A 17,656-nucleotide genomic window follows, 5' to 3' on the forward strand; every position below is an offset into this window, starting at 1 on the left:
TCCTTGTCCGCGGGCCACTTAGGCCGCGAGCCCAAGGATGGGCAGAACGGGAAGATCCCGGACTCTTCTCACATCTCCCTTCACCCCATTAGGTGATGGCCGACCCCGGTGGCTGAACAAGGCCGTGCCGATAGGCATACCGCACTGCCTGAGCCCGGTCCTTGAGGCCGGTTTTGGCGAAGAGGTTGTTGATGTGTGTCTTCACCGTCGCGGTGGAGACATGCAGGGCGCGGGCGATCTCCTGATTGGTGAGCCCCTCGGCGATGAGCCCCAGAACTTCGGCCTCTCGCGCGGTGATTCCGTCGGGCGGCGCCACGGGCGCGGGGGCCGGCGCCGGCTCCGAAAGACGCTCCAGAAGTCGACGCTGGATCTTCGGGGAAAGGCCCGCGTCACCGGAGAGCACGTCCTCGACGGCCCGCACGATCTCGTCGCCGCCCGCGTCCTTGGTCAGATAGCCGCGGGCTCCGGCCTTGAGCGCGGGGAACAGCGACTCGTCGTCCGCGTAGGTGGTCAGGATGACGACCTGGGTTCCGGGGTACTTCGATCGGATGCGCCGCGTCGCCTCCACCCCGTCACAGCGCGGCATACGCAGGTCCATGAGGACGACGTCCGGGGCGAGTTGGGCAACCAGCGCGACGGCCTCGTCGCCGTCGCCGGCCGCTCCGACGACCTCGATGCCGGGCAGTAGCCCGAGCAGCATCACGATGCCTTCGCGCACGACCGTCTGATCATCGGCGACCACCACTCTGGCGTCCCTACGCGCCGCACCGCCCCCTTGCGAACCTGCCGCGTCCGCCGCGCCTGTCTGCGAACTTTCCGCGTCCGCACCGCCCCTTTGCGAACCTGCCGAGTCCGCCCGGCCATCCGTCCCGTTCGCCCCCGGGTCCGTCCCGTTCATGCGGGTACCTTCAGCTTCACTGCGAAACCCTCCTCGCACGGCCCTGCCACGAGCGTGCCGCCGAGCAGCTCCGCACGCTCCCTCATCCCCAACAGACCGTAGCCGGAGCCACTGCCAGTGAGCTCCCCCGCCGACGTGGCCGAACCCGAATCCCTTACCTCAAGGGTCACTTCGGCGGTGCCGTACTCCAGTCTCACCTGGGCCTTCGCGCCGGGCGCGTGCTTGCGTACGTTCGTCAGGGCCTCTTGGGCGACCCTGCGTACTGTCTGTGACGCCTCGACGGACAACGGCCGCCGCACCCCCTCCACCGAGACCGTCGCGCCGTCCGTGGCGACGAGTTCGCGCAGGAAGTCCTCCAGCGGGGTCATCTCTCCGCGCAGCGCCGAGAGTGCCTGACGTGTCTCGGTGAGCCCGTCGCGTGCCATGCCACGGGCGGCGACGACGCGCTCGTGGATCTGGTCGAGATCCGCGCCCCGCTCGATGAGCAAACGTGCCGCCTCGAGGTGGACGAGCTGGGCGGAGAGGCTGTGCGCCAGCACGTCGTGGATCTCCCGCGCGATCCGGGCCCGCTCGGCCAGGGCCGCGGATTCCGCCTCCGCGGCGCGCGCGGCCCGTTCCTGGCGGAGCAGCCGCTGCGCACTTCCTCTGGCCTCCGCGTCGAGGCGCAGGACGTATCCCGCAAGGCAGAGCCCGATGGTGGTGACCGCTGTGGTGAACCATGCGTCGTTGTTCAGGACAGCGAACCCGGTGAGCGCGCCGGCGGTGAGAGGAATGGCCGCGACCAGGGGCAGCCGCTCAAGAGCGGTGACGGCGCAGCCGCACCAGAGGACGAGCGCCGGCCCTCTGAACCCCGCCTGCTCCGCCGCGAATGCCGCGCCCAGCAGGACGGCGAGCAGACCCACGGAGGGCCACAGCAGGTGTTCCAGCGTGGTCCGGAAGAACCCCCAGGCCGCGGCGCCGCAGGCGATGAGCGCGACCGGCGCCAGGGCAACGGTCCAGCCGTGCACGCCACGCTCCGCTGCCGCGGTCCACACGAGAGCGGTGAGCGCGACCGCTCTCACGACGCGAGCAAGGACCCGCCGCGCCCGCGTGAGCCCTTCGCGGGAGAGCGCCTCCCGCGAGGGCCAGCTGGTCCAGGCTCCGGACGTCACACGCGGTCCTTCCACGACGGCACGGGCACGCCGTCACCGTACGCCCCGGCCCCCTGGGGTGCAGGCCGCAGGGACTGCGCACGCCAGATGAGGACTCCGGAGCGAACGAGCAGTGTGGCGGCCAGGGCGAGCATGAGCGCGGCGCTGCCCTGCTTGATACCGAAGGCCGCGCCGGCGGCGTAGAGACCGGCCCGTACGGCGATTCCGACGACCCAGACGGCGCCGCTGGCCTTGGTGCTCTTGCTCCACACGGTGCCGTCCTGCGCGGTCCAGATCCGGGTGGTCCAGGCCCAGCCGGCGCCGAGGGCGAGACCGACGAGCAGCTCAAGGCCTATGAGCGAGGCCGAGAGGGCCTGGTGGTGGGAGTCGAGGAGGTCCGGCTTGCGCAGCGCCATGAAGACGAGCACGGCGGGCACGACCCACCAGCGCTTGTCCATGGTGATCTGCTGCGCCTTGAACTGACGGACGACCACCAGCACGACGACTGCGATGATCACCAGCACATTGGTGAGCCCGGACATGGTGGCCTCCGACTTTCCGTGACTTCGAGGATTTCGAGAACTTCGCCGGACGACGCCGAGCAGCGGCGTCGAGCAACGTCTTCGAAGTTACGGAGAAGGCCAGCTCACGGTATCGGAGCTGGGGTGGATCGTGGGTGGATCAGCCGGCTCCACCCACGGGTGGAGCCGGCGTCCGGGTCGCCCCTAGGCGTCGATGCGCGAGCGGTCGAGCGTCGCGGCCGAGCTGCTGATGAACTCCTTGCGCGGCGCCACGTCCGTGCCCATGAGCAGATCGAAGACCTGCTCCGCGGCGTCCAGCTCGCCGATGTTGATACGGCGCAGCGTGCGGTGACGCGGGTCCATCGTGGTCTCGGCCAGCTGGTCGGCGTCCATCTCTCCGAGGCCCTTGTAACGCTGGATCGAGTCCTTGTAGCGCACGCCCTTGCGCTGGTACTCGAGGAGCGTCTCGCGCAGCTCGCGGTCCGAGTACGTGTAGACGTACTTGTCCTGGCCCTTCTTCGGCTGGACGAGCTCGATGCGGTGCAGCGGCGGCACCGCGGCGAACACGCGGCCCGCCTCGATCATCGGCCGCATGTAGCGCTGGAAGAGGGTCAGGAGCAGGGTGCGGATGTGCGCGCCGTCGACGTCGGCGTCGACGAGCAGGATGATCTTCCCGTAGCGCGCGGCGTCGATGTCGAAGGTCCGCCCGGACCCGGCTCCTATGACCTGGATGATCGCGCCGCACTCGGCGTTCTTCAGCATGTCCGACACGGACGACTTCTGAACGTTGAGGATCTTGCCGCGGATCGGCAGCAGCGCCTGGAACTCGGAGTTCCGGGCCAGCTTGGCGGTGCCGAGCGCGGAGTCCCCCTCGACGATGAAGAGCTCGCTGCGCTCCACGTCGTCGCTGCGGCAGTCCGCCAGCTTGGCCGGCAGCGACGACGACTCGAGGGCCGTCTTCCTGCGCTGCGCGTCCTTGTGCTGGCGGGCCGCGATCCGCGTACGGGCCGCGGCGACGGCCTTCTCCATGACGGCGCGGGCCTGGGCCTTCGCGTCGCGCTTGGTGGAGGTCAGGAACGCTTTGAGCTCCTTGGCCACGACGTTCGCGACGATCCTGTTGGCCGCCGAGGTGCCGAGCACCTCCTTGGTCTGGCCCTCGAACTGCGGCTCGGCGAGACGCACCGTGACGACGGCCGTGAGGCCCTCGAGGGCGTCGTCCTTGACGACGTCGTCCTCGGCGACGCGCAGTAGTTTCTGGGAGCGCAGCACCTCGTTCATCGTCTTGGTGAGCGAGCGCTCGAAGCCACTCACGTGGGTGCCGCCCTTGGGGGTGGCGATGATGTTGACGAACGACCTGAGTGTCGTGTCGTAGCCGGTGCCCCAGCGCATCGCGATGTCCACAGCGAGCTCGCGGGTGACCTCGGTCGGCGTCATCTGACCGTGGTCGTCGAGGACCGGGACGGTCTCCTTGAAGGTGCCCTGTCCGGAGAAGCGGAGGACATCGCAGACCGGCTTGTCGGCGGCGAGGTACTCGCAGAATTCGCTGATACCGCCGTCGAAGCGGAAGGATTCCTCGCCCTTGCTGCCGCCGTCACCGAGCCCGTACTCGTCGCGCACGACGATGGTCAGGCCCGGCACGAGGAACGCGGTCTGGCGGGCGCGCTGGTGCAGGTTCTCCAGGGAGAGCTTGGCGTCCTTGAGGAAGATCTGGCGGTCGGCCCAGTAGCGCACGCGCGTGCCGGTGCGGTTCTTCGGGATCCGCTTGACCTTGCTGAGCCGCGCGGCCGAGTCGAAGGTCGCGTCGGGTCCCGGCTTGGCGAAGGCGCCGGGGACACCGCGGCGGAAGCTGATGGCGTGCGTGTTCCCGCCTCGGTCGACCTCGACGTCGAGCCGCGCGGAGAGCGCGTTCACCACGGAGGCGCCCACGCCGTGCAGGCCGCCGGAGGCCGCGTAGGAGCCTCCGCCGAACTTGCCGCCCGCGTGCAGCTTGGTCATGACGACCTCGACCCCGGAGAGCCCGGTCTTCGGCTCGACGTCCACGGGGATGCCGCGGCCGTTGTCCCGCACCTCTACGGATGCGTCGTCGTGGAGGATGACCTCGATGTGGTCGCAATAGCCTCCGAGGGCCTCATCGACGGAGTTGTCGATGATTTCCCAGAGGCAGTGCATCAGGCCACGGCTGTCCGTCGACCCGATGTACATGCCAGGGCGCTTGCGTACGGCCTCGAGCCCCTCAAGGACGAGCAGGTGCCGCGCGGTGTAGTTGGAACTGTCCTTGTCCACGATGCCGCCTGCTCCGGTCAGCAGCGCTGTGGACGGCACGGACGTTTCGGCGGTCACGCAGTTCGCTCCTCGCTGAATTTCAGTTGGAACCCTTTTGGGTAAGGGGTCGGCTTCGGTCGCCGCTCAGAGGGTACCGAGGCCTGGTAGAGCCGATGTAACGCAACCCTCGCCTCTGCCCAGACTAGTCCAGCATCGTATGCATGTTCGATCCCTCGATGGGGTGAAGCACACATCACGTTCCCTTTGGCGCATGAACCATTTAGGCTCCGGGCACGTCCTCATGAACAACCGACAAGCCAGTCGGCGAGGACCGACCCTGACGGAACGCGCGAACCCGTAAGACACGTAAGAGACGCAATACGGCCCATTCGCCGCCAACCGGCAGCAGACAGCCCCTCGGAAAGATTTTTCGAGGAAAAGCCACGAGCGGGAACGTTTTCGGCCTGGTTGGATGTTGACCCTGGTACGACAGCTCGTCGAGCTAGAGAAGAGGCGACGTGACTACTGTTCTGACCCCCGCGAGCCCACTGACGGCCGCTGACCGCTGTGACCGTTGCGGCGCCCAGGCGTACCTTCGTGTCGTCCTCATCAGCGGTGGTGAACTGCTCTTCTGCGCCCACCATGGCCGCAAGTTCGAGCCGGAACTCAAGAAGATCGCCGCTGAGATACAGGACGAGACGGAGCGCTTGACCGCCGCTCCGGTAAGCGCCGAAACCGAGGAACGCTGACACCTCGCACAACGACGAGCCAGCTCCGGCCCAGGCCGGTGATCGGGCGGCCATCCCTGCACCACAGGGGTGGCCGCCCGTCCTCGCATCAGGCCCACATATGCCCGTGAGGCGCCCTGAGCGCCTCAGACAGGCTTCGGCATGACGCGCCTTACCTCCGACACCCGGGTGTAGACGCCGGGGCTTCCACGGCGCCCACAGCCGTTCCCCCACGACACGAGCCCGATCAGGCGCCCGCGCGCCACGAGAGGGCCACCGCTGTCCCCCTGGCAGGCATCCCGCCCGCCCTGCGGCGCCCCCGCACACAGCATCGTGCGAGCGAGGAACGCTCCCTCAGGGCCGCCCGGATAGGCCTCCTTGCACACGGAACCACCGAACACCTGCACATCCGACGCCCGCAGCATGGTCGCGTAGTCACCGGCCCCGGTGGTGTCGCCCCAGCCGTAGACAGCGGCGCCGGTCCCGGCCGCGTACACAGAGTCCCCTGCTCCCGCCATCGGGATCACGTACCTGTCGGGTAGTGGCGCGTCCAGTGTGACGATCGCCACATCCCCGGAGTTGGTCTCGGGGTTGTAGTCGGGGTTGACCCAGGTGCGGCGCACCCGGATCTCCACGCCCGACCGGGTCCGCAGGTCATCACGCCCCGCGATGACCTTGAAGTCAGCCACGGCGCGCCGCGTGGCGCCGAGGACCTCTGGGCCAAGGCAGTGGGCGGCGGTCATGACTGTCGACCGCCCGACCACGACGCCCCCGCAGAACTGCCCGGATCGCGTACCCCCGAACCGGTCACGACTGGAGAGCGCCACCACCCACGGACTGTCGGCCACCCGGACCGGCCGGCCCCCGATGACGACACTGTCCGCCGCTGACGGGGCGGGGGAGGCCAGGGGCAGCAAGGCCGCCGCCGCCAGCAGGGCAGGTGCCCGGAACAGCGTTCGGGCGAAGGGGCGACGCATTCTGTGTCCTCACTCTGGGTTGTATCGACCCACCCAGCGTGAGTGAACTTCGTGCGTCATGCACACGAGCACATCGAAGGGCCCGGCCCCCACAGGGGGCCGGGCCCTTCGATGACGGACCTACCGACCGGATCCGGTCCGGGCGGTCGCGCTTCTAGTCCAGGTAGTCGCGCAGCACCTGCGAGCGCGACGGGTGACGCAGCTTCGACATCGTCTTGGACTCGATCTGACGGATCCGCTCACGCGTGACGCCGTAGACCTTGCCGATCTCGTCGAGGGTCTTCGGCTGACCGTCGGTGAGACCGAAACGCATCGAGACGACGCCCGCCTCGCGCTCCGACAGGGTGTCGAGGACGGAGTGCAGCTGCTCCTGGAGGAGCGTGAAGCTGACCGCGTCGGCCGGCACGACTGCCTCGGAGTCCTCGATGAGGTCACCGAACTCGCTGTCGCCGTCCTCACCCAGGGGGGTGTGGAGGGAGATCGGCTCGCGGCCGTATTTCTGGACCTCGATGACCTTCTCCGGGGTCATGTCGAGTTCCTTGGCCAGCTCTTCCGGGGTGGGCTCGCGGCCCAGGTCCTGGAGCATCTGACGCTGCACGCGCGCGAGCTTGTTGATGACCTCGACCATGTGCACCGGGATACGGATGGTGCGGGCCTGGTCGGCCATCGCGCGGGTGATCGCCTGGCGGATCCACCACGTCGCGTACGTGGAGAACTTGTAGCCCTTGGTGTAGTCGAACTTCTCGACCGCGCGGATCAGACCGAGGTTGCCCTCCTGGATCAGGTCCAGGAAGAGCATGCCGCGGCCGGTGTAACGCTTGGCCAGGGAGACCACCAGACGGAGGTTGGCCTCCAGGAGGTGGTTCTTGGCGCGGCGGCCGTCCTCGGCGATGATCTCCAGCTCGCGCTTGAGCTTCGGCGCGAGCTTGTCGGCGTTGGCGAGCTTGTCCTCGGCGAACAGGCCGGCCTCGATGCGCTTGGCGAGCTCGACCTCCTGCTCGGCGTTGAGCAGCGGGACCTTACCGATCTGCTTCAGGTAGTCCTTGACGGGGTCGGCGGTGGCGCCGGCCGCGGCGACCTGCTGCGCGGGCGCGTCGTCCTCGTCCTCGTCGGACAGGACGAAGCCCTGCGCGCCCTCCTCGCCGGGCTCGCCTTCGGCCTTGGCCGTGCCGGGGGTCTCCTCGGCCTCGTCGTCGGCCTCGTCGTCCTTCTTGCCGGACGTCTTCTTCGTCGCCGCCTTCTTGGCGACGGTCTTCTTGGCGGCGGCCTTCTTGGCCGTCGTCTTCTTGGCTGCGACCTTCTTGGGTTCGGCGTCCTCAGCCTCGGCCTCCACGGCCGGGGACTCGGGGGTGGCCGTGGCAGCGACCTTCTTCGCCGTGACCGTCTTGGCAGCGACGGTCTTGGTGGCGGTGCGCTTGACCGGGCTCTTAGCTGCGACGCTCTTGCGGGGGCGCTTCGGCTCCGCGGCACTGACCATCAGCGTCACACCCTCTTCCTCGAGGATCTGGTTGAGGCTGCGCAGAACGTTCTTCCACTGAGTGGCCGGAATCTGGTCGGCCTCGAAGGCACGGCGCACGTCGTCGCCGGCGATCTGGCCATCAGCCTTTCCCCGCTCAATGAGCGCCATGACAGAGACGGACTCGGCGATCTCCGGCGGGAGCGTACGGGATGTGCTGGCCGACACGAACAACCTCTCGGAACGTTGGAAAACGGCTTCCGGCCCCGTCCTGTGAGGACCGGAGCCGACGACCGCCGACTTGGGGATGGGCCGACGGCGTGGGCGGGGGCCGGGGAGATGGACAGCGCCATACGCGGCTGCTGTATTCCCTCCTCGACTGTCGCCTCTTAGGTCATCGCGCTGTTCCGAGGAGCGTTACGCCCAATCTGCGTGGCCCGAGTCACACCCCGTAAGCGGTCAAAAACTAATGGATACGGTCAAACATGGCCACTCTTTGAGTACCCAGCTCGAACCGGCGGAACTCATGGTCCACGCATATGTCGCCGGATCGCGCCAGGTCCGGGGGGATCAGGCGCGATCCGGCGACACATGAGGAACAGATGGTGGGCGCACCCGGACCGTGCGGTGCATCGGACACCGGGGGCCTGCACCGAGGCGCCGATCACCGAATCGCCGTGGAAGGCGTCAGTGCTCGCGGGGCGCGGGGACCACACGTTCGACATCGGGGTGGACGGTGAGCAGCTGCCGCATGGCGGCCTCCGCGCCCGTGCCGTCACCCGCGGCGAGGGCGTCGGCGATCCGGCTGTGGTGGGCGACGGCCACCTCGTTCGGACGGTCGCAGCCCGTGACGGGCCCCCCGGAGACCTGGAGGGCCGCGGAGACGATGCCGGACAGGTGCTCCAGCATCCGGTTGCCCGCGAGCTGGATGAGCAGGGAGTGGAACTCGGCGTCGGCGCGGGCGAAGGTGATCGGGTCGCCCTGACCCAGGGCGTGCCCCATGATCTCGACCATGTCGGTGAGCCGCTGCTGGACGTCCTCACGGCCGTGTCCGGCCGCGAGCCGGGCGGCGAGGGGCTCGATCGTCCAGCGCAACTCGTTCAGCTCCCGGCGCTGGTCATCGCGCTGCGGGCCGAAGGCGCGCCATTCGATGATGTCCGGGTCGAGCAGGTTCCAGTCACTGACGGGGCGGACGCGGGTGCCGACATTGGGACGGGCGCTGACCAGGCCCTTGGCCTCGAGGACGCGGAGCGACTCGCGGACGACGGTGCGGGACACCTCGAATCGCTGGCCGATCTCCTCGGGGACGAGCGGGCGGTCCGCGCCAAGGTCCCCGGAAACGATCATCTGACCCAGCTGCTGGACGAGCTGGCCGTGCAGGCCGCGGCCGCGGCTGCCGGCGGCACGCCGCCCCATCCGGCCGAGGTCCTGATCCGCGACATCCCAAACAGGGGCGCCGACACGGTCGGCACCATTGGCCTCCCCATAGGGGTAACGGTCGAGTTCGCCCGGGCCGCTCAGGCCGGAGTCGGCGGAGCGGGCGGCGGTCATCATGGTGTGCGCAAGGGTACTCACGGATCTGTTGTCGGCGCCGCTCCCAAGTCCCTTGAGGTCTTTGGTGAAAAGCACACGAAAGGGTGATCGCTTACCTCGTCGCAATTGACGCCTTATCGGACGGAAATAGGCGATCATCGCGGAGTTGTGCGCGTGGCCGGACCGGAAGGCGCCGGACGGTCGTCATCGAGCCCTGGGACGCAGCACTGTGAGCAGATAAGCGCAGAGCAGAGCGGTCAGCGACAACATCAGCGCGCCGCCCACAGGTTGAGCGATCATCCGCAGTCCAGCGGCCAGAAAGCGCTCCGCCCCGAACGGCCAGTGCACAAGTGCCAGATCACGAAGCCTCGACGGAAGTCCCGCCGCCGTTCGCACAGATGGACCCGCCAAGGCCTCCTGTACGAGGGGCACGACGAGGATCGGAACGGCGAGTACGGCGGCCAGTCCGGCCGCAGTGGACCGGAAGACACCGGCGGCCAGCACCCCGGCCCAGGCGCAGCCCATGACGAGCGCGAGCCAACTCGCGCTCGACGAAAGCCAGTCGACGGGAACCTTGGTGAGCTCTTCTCCGTATACAAGGTGAAGCAGCACCGCGTCGGACACGACGACGAGGAAGGCCAGCGAGGCGGCGATGGCCGCTGCGACGACGAGTTTCGCGCAGAGAAGTCCCAGGCGACGGGGGACGGTGCCGCGGTCGGCGGCCAGCGCGGGGTGACGGAATTCATCACCGAACGCGAAGGCCCCGAGCAGCCCCGCACCGAGGGCGGCCGGCGGAAGCGGCAGTTCCTGCGGCCAGGCCGCCAGGAGACGGGACTGCGGCGTGTGACCGGTCCGGGCGAGCAGTACGGCGACGATCGCGGAGGCGGCGAGAACGGCGGCCGCCGTGAGGTAACCGGTGGCGATGCCGGTCGCCCGGCGAACCTCGTAACGCAGCGGACGGAGCGGGCTGGGTGCGGGGTGGATCGTGATGGGGGGTGGGAGGGGGGACAGGGGGGAGGGGGGAGGGGCGGGGGCTGGGCGTGAGGAAGTTCCGGGCCCCTGAGGGCCCGGGTCGTCACGCTGCGGCGCCTCGGCCGGGGAGGAGGCGCCGACAAGGTCCGCGTCGGGTTCCGACGGCTCTGTGGCCGGAGGTGGCGTCTCGGCGAGCGATGCCTCCGCGACGGTCGTCTGAGGCGCGGTCAGCTCCGCGTCGCGGACTGCTTCAGTGTGCGCCCGTGCCGGAACGCTCACCGCCGGCCCCGCATCCCCGACCTCGTCCGCGAGTTGGTGGACCAGGATGCTGTGGCGGAACGCGGTTTCGCCGACGTCCGCGCAGTTACTGCCGTATACGGAGAGGCGGTTGCCGTCCTCGTTCACGACCTCGACGGATCGCTGCTTCGCGCGCGCCTCCTTGGCCAGCAGGACACCGAGCCGGGCGGCATGCGGGCTGCGCACGGCGACGCGGGGGCGCAACCGCGTACGGGAGAAGTCCGCGACTCCCTGGTCCGCGATGACGCGCCCTGCCTCCATGGTGACCACGCGGTCAGCGGTCCGCGCCGCTTCCTTGGCGTCGTCGGTGGAGAAGAGCACGGTGCCGCCGAGCGACGCGTGGGCCCGCAGGATGCCGTGCAGCCACTTGCCCTCACGCACCGAGAGCCCGTCGGCGGGTCCGTCGAGGACGAGGGTGTGGGGGTCCGCGAGAAGCGCGCAGGCGAGGCCGAGGCGCCTGTCCATGCCTCGCGAGAGCGTGCCGAGTCGCTGCTCACGCAGGCTGACGATGCCGACGACTTCGAGGACCTCGTCGGCACGCTGCACCGGCACCCCTGCGGCCGCGCACAACATACGCAGTTGTCCGCGCACGGTTCGGGACGGATGCCCCTGGACCTCGCCGAGCAACACGCCCACCTCGCGGGATGGATGGGGGATGCGATGCAGGGGGCGGCCTCTGAAATGCGTGATTCCGCGGCCTTGTTGGAGTTCGAGCATCAGCCGAACCGCCGTCGTCTTGCCGGACGTGCGCGCACCGAACAGCGCCGTGACGCGACCCGTCGGCGCCTCGAAGGACACGTCGTCGACAGCGGGCGGGAGCTCCTGGCGGGGGTTGCTGGTCAGTCCGAAGGCCTGGATCATCGCTTCTCTCGCAGGATGTGCGACCGCTCGGCGGCCGGGACCCGTCCGCCGAGCGGGGACGGACGAACCCCGTGGGTACCGCAGCAAGATAACGCGATATTTCCGCCTTTTCGGGCAGGATGCGCCCTTCGGGTGTCCCTGCGCGGCGTGGGCGGGCAGAGCCCGGAGGTCAGGCTCGGTCAGCTCCGGGTCACACCTCGGGACGCAGCATCGGCGGGTTGAGCAGTGTCGCGCCCCCGGCGCGGAAGAGCTGGGCCGGCCTGCCGCCCTGGCGGGTGGTGGTCCCGCCGGTGGGCACGAGGAAGCCCGGGGTGCCTGTCACCTTGCGGTGGAAGTTTCGCGGATCGAGCGCGACGGCCCACACCGCCTCGTACACGCGCCGCAGCTCGCCGACCGTGAACTCGGGCGGGCAGAAGGCCGTAGCGAGCGACGAGTACTCGATCTTCGAGCGGGCGCGCTCCACGCCGTCCGCGAGGATCTGCGCATGATCGAAGGCCAGGGGCGCCGCCTGCTCACCCTCGCGCCCGTACCCGCTCTGGTTCAGCAGTGCCTCTACGGGTGCCCATCGCGCGCTGTGCGCGTCGCCACCCGCACGCGGTGCGGGCAGATCCGGCGCCAGGGCCAGATGAGCGACGCTGACCACGCGCATACGAGGGTCGCGCTTGGGGTCGCCGTAGGTGGCCAGCTGCTCCAGGTGCGCGCCATTTACCTGGTCCGGGTCTGCGGGATCATGGGCGCAGAGCCCGGTCTCCTCGATCAGTTCGCGCGCCGCGGCGGACGACAGGTCCTCGTCGTCCCGTACGAAGCCGCCGGGGAGTGCCCAACGCCCCTGGAACGGCGGTTCGCCTCGCCGTACCGCGAGCGCACAGAGCGCGTGACGACGCACGGTCAGCACGACCAGGTCGACGGTGACTGCGAAGGGCGGGAAGGCCGACGGGTCGTAGGGCGACATGCCGCGATCATAGTCGTCTTCCTGACGATAAACACTCCCTTCGCGATCGTCGATCAAGGCCTTCTTCGAAGTCTCCGAGGTGGGACCCCGCCGATCTCCCGAACTCACGTCCGCCCCGGTCACACCCCCAACTGCAGCCCGTCGGCCGCCTCCTCGACCATGGCGAGACCGAGTCTGCTGACCCGCACCGAGAATGGTGCGCCCGCGACCCGCAACCCGGCCAGTCCGATCTCCCCCAGGGGTGCGCTGCGCATCGGTCTCAGCGTCACCGTCCCGGCGGGCGCGTCCGGCCGGATCCCGGCGAGGGCCGCGAGGATCTGCACCCCTGCCGCCGCGGCGGTGGCCGCGGGTCTGCAGGCGGCCGGATGCGGAAGCGGCGCGCCCCCTTCGCAACGCTGCTCCCCCGCGTACATCTCGGGCAGCCGGAACCCGAATGCCTCGGCCGCCGACAGGATGCCCCGCAGCAACGAACTCGACTCCTTCTCGTAGCCCGTATCGGCCAGGCCGCCCACGGCCAGCGCCGTCTCCTGCACCCGCACGGCACCGCCACGGTGCCCGAACGGGTTGTACGACGCCTCCCGTACGCCCAGACTGCGCAGCCCCCACCCTGAGTCGAGTGCCGGACCGCCCAGGAGCCGTGCGAGCTGTTCGGTCTGCACCTTGTCGAGGAGTCCCGGCGCCATCACACCGCCGCCGAGCAGCCCTGTGTCGAGGAGGTGGGCCGCGGCGCTGCCGAGGTGGGGCAGGAGGCGTCCGTCCGGCGTGCGGGCGGCGGCGGGCCTGCCGCCTCCGCGGTCCTCAGCCCAGAAGTCCTCCCTGAACCGTGCCCGCAGCACTTCGGCCCACTGACGCAGTTCTACGGCGCCGGGTCGGCCATGGGCGTCGAGGAGATCCGCGCCGAGCAGGGCGGCCCGGTGAGCGTGGGCCTGGGTCTCGCAGCGCAACGGTCCTCCGGGGCCGGGGTCCGCCAGGTACGTCCCTTCGCCAATGGCTGCCCGCAGCCAGTGCAGGCAGCGCTCCGCGGTGGGCAGCAGCTCGGCGACCTCCTGCTCGGGAAGGCCCCAGCGTCTCGCCTCCGCGAGGAGCGCCGGAAACAGGAGCGTCGCTTCGGTTCCAGTACAGCCGGGCGGCAGATGCGGGCCTGCGTCTCTCAGCGGGCCGGGGATCATCCCCGCCTCCCTTCCTGCACCCGGGAGTTGGGTCCGCGCGAGGGCCCTGAGCGTGCCCGCGGCCAACCGGGTTCCCAAAGGCAGCGCCATCCGCGCGGCCGCCAACGCCTCGGCCGGAGCCAGACCACAGCGCCAGGGCGCGCCTGCGGCGAGGTAGAGGTCCGAGGGGTGCGCAGGGTCGCGCAGCAGCAATGCGTGCAGGTCCTCGGCGCAGGTTCTCAGCAGCGGCCCCACGCGTGCGTCGTCCCCTGCGGCTTCCGCCCCGGCGAGCGGACGTGCGGTGCCATGCCCGACCGGCCGGCCCGTCCCACCGCCGTCGGACCGTACCCGTAGTTCGACACTCCACGTGCCACCCGGAAGCAGGTCGAACTCCCAGCGCAGCAGGCCGGCGGAGGCGAGCGCATCCCGGGGCGGCGGGTCGGCGGTGACGACGGCGTGGCCCGCGGGCGACGACCATCGCATGCCGGAGTCGTGGACGGTGGCGGACAGTGCACGCCCTGGCCGTCCGGCCGCCACCGCGCCCAGCTCGGCCAGATCCGTACCGAGCGCGACCTCGACCGGGAGTCGCAGCGGGCGTGTGGCCGAGCTGCGCAGCGTAATCCGCTCCGTGCCGTCGGCATGCCGCATCCGCTCGACCATGATGTCCGGGTCGGGGCCGCCGTCCACGACAGGCCTCAGCGTCGCCACGAACCGGGCCCGGTCGGCGGCGACCATACGGGCCTGAACCGCGACCGGCTCGCGCCCCGCCACGCGGAGCAGGCAGCGCGACAACAAACGGCGCCCGGCACGGTAGAACCCCTCCAGGCCATCGCCCGTCAACTGCCCTTGCTGCGAAGAAATCGCGAGCGAGGGCAGGGCCACGCAGATCAGCGCCGTGTGCGCCGGCGGCAGCTCCGCGGAGCGCCGGGGAGCTGGGGTGTTCGCGCGACCGGCGTGCGCATTTGGGGGCGGAGCGTTGCGGGTAGCAGGTGGAGCCGGGTCCTTGCGGTGAGCGGACGAGATCGCTGGGGAGATTGCAGATGTCACTGCATGAGCGGATGGCGCTCCCTCGATGGCGGTTGACGGCCCCGCGGTGCCGGATGGCGCTCCCAGTCCTGAGGCCGCGGACGACACCCCAGCGGGCGCGGTCGATACCCCAGCCGGTGGAGCGGGCGGCATCCATGCGGGCATTCCAGAGGCCCGGTCCGCACCTCCGCCGAGGCGGTCGACGAACGTGGCCTCCGAGGGACTCTCGAAGGACGCCTTGAACGAGTCTTCGGGCTCCGGCGCGCGTGCAGCTGAAGGCATCACCGCCGCCTCGTCCCCGGACAACCAGCGGTACCGGTCTCGCGGGGCGGTCCGACGGCACCTGGTGGGGCGTCTTTCTCCAGGGCGAGCAGCACCGGCACGGCGCAAGTCGATACGGCGGACACGGTCGACGACGCGGGGGGCGGCATGGGGTGGCTCCTTCCGCGCTGGGCGCGCGCGAGGCGCCGATGGCGCTCCGAAGGGTCGGCGGGGAGACAGCGGCGCAGCCCGATCACGGGCCGTGCCACAGAGGTGAACGGGCCTGCCCCACCCCAAGTCACGCCCTTGGCAAAGGAAGCCGAGCAGCCGACGCCCCGTGCCCCTCCCCAAATCCCCCACGCCGGCCGGTGCCCGCGCTGCTACAAAGGCGGGCATGCGGAACCTGCGCCACGAGCTGGTACTCATCCGTCCCGCCTCGTCCCCTGCCGCCCCACTCGGCGACGTCCCTGCGGTCGCCTCGGCGCATGCGCCCCAGCCTGGGCGGGCCCCTTACCCGCGCCTGCACGTCGCGATCCGCGCCGGCGCAGGGCCGCTTCCAGGGCCCGCGTCACTCGATCCTCGGCCGGTTCCCGCGAGTCCTCGGCACTTGGCCGCCCAGAGGATCCTGCGCCCTTACGGCCGGCGGCGCCTTCGGCATTGACGCCGGCAACGGGCCTCGCGCCTACCGCTGCTCCTGCCCCGGCTCCATCAGAGTCCTCCTCGGAATCCGCCCCGGACGGCGTCACGTTCCGCTCGTCCCGGGTCTTGCGCAGGCTTCGCCGCACCGGCTCCGGATCCAGGTCCGCGCTGCACGCCTCCATGAGGAGCCGGGCGAAGACGTACCGGGGATCCGCCGCCAGAGCCATGTCCAATGCCTCGCCTGCCTCCACTCGGTCGCCCAGAGACCACGCGACCCAGCCGGCGAGCGTCAGCGGCGCCGCCGCGTGTTCGCCGTACGGACCCACGCAGCGGCGGGCCAGGGCTCGCCACAGACGCAGAGCACGCGGTGCCTCGTCGCCCTCCATCCACTCGGCGGCGTGATCCCGGGTCAGCCGGTCCTGGAGGCCGAGGATCAGCCTCGCCGCTTCGTCATGCGCGAGCTGCTCGTCGTCTTTGAGATCGGCTTCGAGCGTGTCGCCGCCGGTCGGCAGGTGCCCGAAACGGCTCCAGACCCGCCGTGCGAGATCGAGCGTCTCGTCCGCGACCTCGACGCGCGGGACTCCGGCGAGAATCCTGGGGACCAGAGCCATGGCCGCGGCATCCAGCGCACGCTCCTGCTCCGGCACGGCCGCCGTCTGCCACGGCATGAGCCTGGCCCTCATCTCCCTTAGCGGGCGCCGCACTTGGATGCCCGCGTAGGTCATCGCGGCCGCCGTGACGGACGTACCGGACGCGGCCAGCGGTGTGCCGTCGGGCGGGCAGCACTCCGCGACCGGGCAGCTGTACGACCAGAAGTGATTGTCGGCGATACAGAGGGTCTCGACCACGGGCACGTCGAGGCGGCCGCAAGCCAAGCGCAGCATCTGCGCCAGTGGGTGCAGGCGCTCCATGATCTGCCGACCGGTCTCGACGGTCTTCGGATCTCGGCACAGGAACGCGACGATGCCGTCCGGCGTTCCGTCCTTCCTCTCGCATCCACTGATCAGGCACTTGGCCATCTCGTCCGCGACGGACGGCCAGTCGCCCGGGCGCTCGGGGATGCCGAGTCGCACGCGCCCGCCGAAGCGTCCGCGGTGCAGGGCGACAAGCACGATGCTGTCCTCGGGCTTGAACCCGAGCAAGTACGGGAGCGCTTCGGCCAGTTCGGACGGGTTGCGCAGGGTGACCTGTTCCGTGCCGGGTGCACCGGCTGCTTCGCTGTGATTCGTCATGTGACGACCATGCCGCGAATCTCAAGGTTCCGTTTTTACCTGTGGATAACCCGGATCAGGGACACGACAGGAGTTGTCCACAAGCCGGCAGGGCCACTCGCGCGAAGCCGACCCATCAGGCCATGCTTGTCCCAGCCATGTCGTTCGCTTGCTGACGTCAGCTCAGCAGCCGTATGCGGAAAGGGACTTCTGGCAAGAAGCGCGCGAACCGCGATCAGGCGTGGCTCTCGCTCCCGTGCTTGAGGTTGTTGACCCAGGTGTGGAGCGAGGCGTCGAGGGCGGCCTGCCGGTTGGCGGTGTCGGCGTCGACCGGTGCGCCGGTCCAGGACGCGAGGCCTCCCCAGGCCGGCCGCTTGCCGGGCACGACCTGCTTGACGGCGGAGTTGACGCCCAGCCCCTGGGTCCCCCCAGCGGAACACCGAGCCCGGCCGCAGTATGCCCGACGTGCCCTTCTTTACCGTGGTGACGTCGGGCTGCCACGACGGCCAGTTCTCGACGTCCGTCTGCACCTTCCAGATTGTGCGCAGCAGCGCATGGATCACGATGTCCTCGCGAGTGATAACGGCAGCGGTCTCGTCGATCTGCGTGTCTGCGGCGGTGAACCTGAAAGTCGCAGAACCCGTCAACGGCACGGGCCTCAAGCCGCACACGCCGCCAGAAGCAGAAGCAGAAACAGCAACGGAAAGGGACGCGCTCGCCCATACTCCGGGCTCGCACGTCCCCCTCTACGACTCCGGTCAGTGACTCAGCTCAGTGCCTCAGC

14 protein-coding genes are annotated in these 17,656 nt (G+C 69.8%); 2 read left to right on the forward strand and 12 right to left on the reverse strand.

The features are described from left to right. Positions 1-88: 88 nt before the first annotated feature. From OG574_RS15735 to OG574_RS15750, 4 genes are all read right to left on the reverse strand, one after another. A complete protein-coding gene (locus OG574_RS15735; RefSeq protein ID WP_442816824.1) occupies positions 89-742 on the reverse strand; it encodes a response regulator in 654 nt (217 codons plus the stop codon). Between the two features lie 152 nt (positions 743-894). After that, positions 895-2,049, reverse strand: coding sequence for a sensor histidine kinase (locus tag OG574_RS15740; protein ID WP_326773763.1), 1,155 nt, complete (start codon positions 2,047-2,049; stop codon positions 895-897). After that, the gene (locus OG574_RS15745) at positions 2,046-2,570 is read right to left on the reverse strand and encodes a DUF1453 domain-containing protein (protein ID WP_326773764.1); all 525 of its coding nucleotides are present in this window, start codon (positions 2,568-2,570) and stop codon (positions 2,046-2,048) included. The genes OG574_RS15740 and OG574_RS15745 overlap by 4 nt, the downstream gene beginning before the upstream one ends. A 183-nt stretch (positions 2,571-2,753) precedes the next feature. Then, entirely contained in the window at positions 2,754-4,889 is a 2,136-nt protein-coding gene (locus OG574_RS15750) for a DNA gyrase/topoisomerase IV subunit B (RefSeq protein ID WP_326773765.1), read from the reverse strand. Positions 4,890-5,329: 440 nt separating this feature from the next. Here OG574_RS15750 and OG574_RS15755 point away from each other — a divergent pair, with 440 nt between their 5' ends. Next, entirely contained in the window at positions 5,330-5,560 is a 231-nt protein-coding gene (locus OG574_RS15755; protein WP_100591128.1) for a DUF7455 domain-containing protein, read from the forward strand. Between the two features lie 125 nt (positions 5,561-5,685). Here the strand turns inward: OG574_RS15755 and OG574_RS15760 are convergent, their stop codons facing one another. The 8 genes from OG574_RS15760 to OG574_RS15795 all read right to left on the reverse strand — a co-directional run bounded on the left by OG574_RS15760 (position 5,686) and on the right by OG574_RS15795 (position 17,257). Next, positions 5,686-6,516: a S1 family peptidase gene (locus tag OG574_RS15760; RefSeq protein WP_326773766.1), complete on the reverse strand. Its 831-nt coding sequence runs from the start codon at positions 6,514-6,516 to the stop codon at positions 5,686-5,688. Between the two features lie 154 nt (positions 6,517-6,670). Further along, positions 6,671-8,200, reverse strand: coding sequence for an RNA polymerase sigma factor (locus tag OG574_RS15765; RefSeq protein ID WP_326773767.1), 1,530 nt, complete (start codon positions 8,198-8,200; stop codon positions 6,671-6,673). A 459-nt stretch (positions 8,201-8,659) separates the two neighbouring features. After that, positions 8,660-9,547: a FadR/GntR family transcriptional regulator gene (locus OG574_RS15770; RefSeq protein ID WP_100591749.1), complete on the reverse strand. Its 888-nt coding sequence runs from the start codon at positions 9,545-9,547 to the stop codon at positions 8,660-8,662. A gap of 162 nt (positions 9,548-9,709) precedes the next feature. Beyond that, positions 9,710-11,635: an ATP-binding cassette domain-containing protein gene (locus tag OG574_RS15775; RefSeq protein ID WP_326773768.1), complete on the reverse strand. Its 1,926-nt coding sequence runs from the start codon at positions 11,633-11,635 to the stop codon at positions 9,710-9,712. A 190-nt stretch (positions 11,636-11,825) separates the two neighbouring features. Continuing rightward, a complete protein-coding gene (locus OG574_RS15780; protein WP_326773769.1) occupies positions 11,826-12,587 on the reverse strand; it encodes an NUDIX hydrolase in 762 nt (253 codons plus the stop codon). A 119-nt stretch (positions 12,588-12,706) separates the two neighbouring features. Continuing rightward, positions 12,707-14,647 carry a glycogen debranching N-terminal domain-containing protein gene (locus tag OG574_RS15785; RefSeq protein ID WP_326778504.1) on the reverse strand — a complete coding sequence of 647 codons (1,941 nt, stop codon included), beginning with the start codon at positions 14,645-14,647 and terminating at the stop codon, positions 12,707-12,709. A 797-nt stretch (positions 14,648-15,444) separates the two neighbouring features. After that, the gene (locus OG574_RS15790) at positions 15,445-16,893 is read right to left on the reverse strand and encodes a DUF4192 domain-containing protein (protein WP_326773770.1); all 1,449 of its coding nucleotides are present in this window, start codon (positions 16,891-16,893) and stop codon (positions 15,445-15,447) included. Between the two features lie 214 nt (positions 16,894-17,107). Further along, positions 17,108-17,257, reverse strand: coding sequence for a hypothetical protein (locus tag OG574_RS15795; protein ID WP_326773771.1), 150 nt, complete (start codon positions 17,255-17,257; stop codon positions 17,108-17,110). A gap of 80 nt (positions 17,258-17,337) precedes the next feature. On the opposite strand from OG574_RS15795, the gene OG574_RS15800 reads away from it, so the two are divergent. After that, positions 17,338-17,637: a hypothetical protein gene (locus OG574_RS15800; RefSeq protein ID WP_326773772.1), complete on the forward strand. Its 300-nt coding sequence runs from the start codon at positions 17,338-17,340 to the stop codon at positions 17,635-17,637. The last annotated feature ends 19 nt before the right edge of the window (positions 17,638-17,656 follow it).

The organism is Streptomyces sp. NBC_01445 (assembly GCF_035918235.1).
Classification (GTDB): domain Bacteria; phylum Actinomycetota; class Actinomycetes; order Streptomycetales; family Streptomycetaceae; genus Streptomyces.

Bases quoted from the DNA above. Each gene is read 5' to 3' on its own strand.
- OG574_RS15780 (WP_326773769.1), bottom strand. From the start codon at position 12,587: ATGTCGCCCTACGACCCGTCGGCCTTCCCGCCCTTCGCAGTCACCGTC.
- OG574_RS15745 (WP_326773764.1), bottom strand. From the start codon at position 2,570: ATGTCCGGGCTCACCAATGTGCTGGTGATCATCGCAGTCGTCGTGCTG.
- OG574_RS15760 (WP_326773766.1), bottom strand. From the start codon at position 6,516: ATGCGTCGCCCCTTCGCCCGAACGCTGTTCCGGGCACCTGCCCTGCTG.
- OG574_RS15790 (WP_326773770.1), bottom strand. From the start codon at position 16,893: ATGACGAATCACAGCGAAGCAGCCGGTGCACCCGGCACGGAACAGGTC.
- OG574_RS15775 (WP_326773768.1), bottom strand. From the start codon at position 11,635: ATGATCCAGGCCTTCGGACTGACCAGCAACCCCCGCCAGGAGCTCCCG.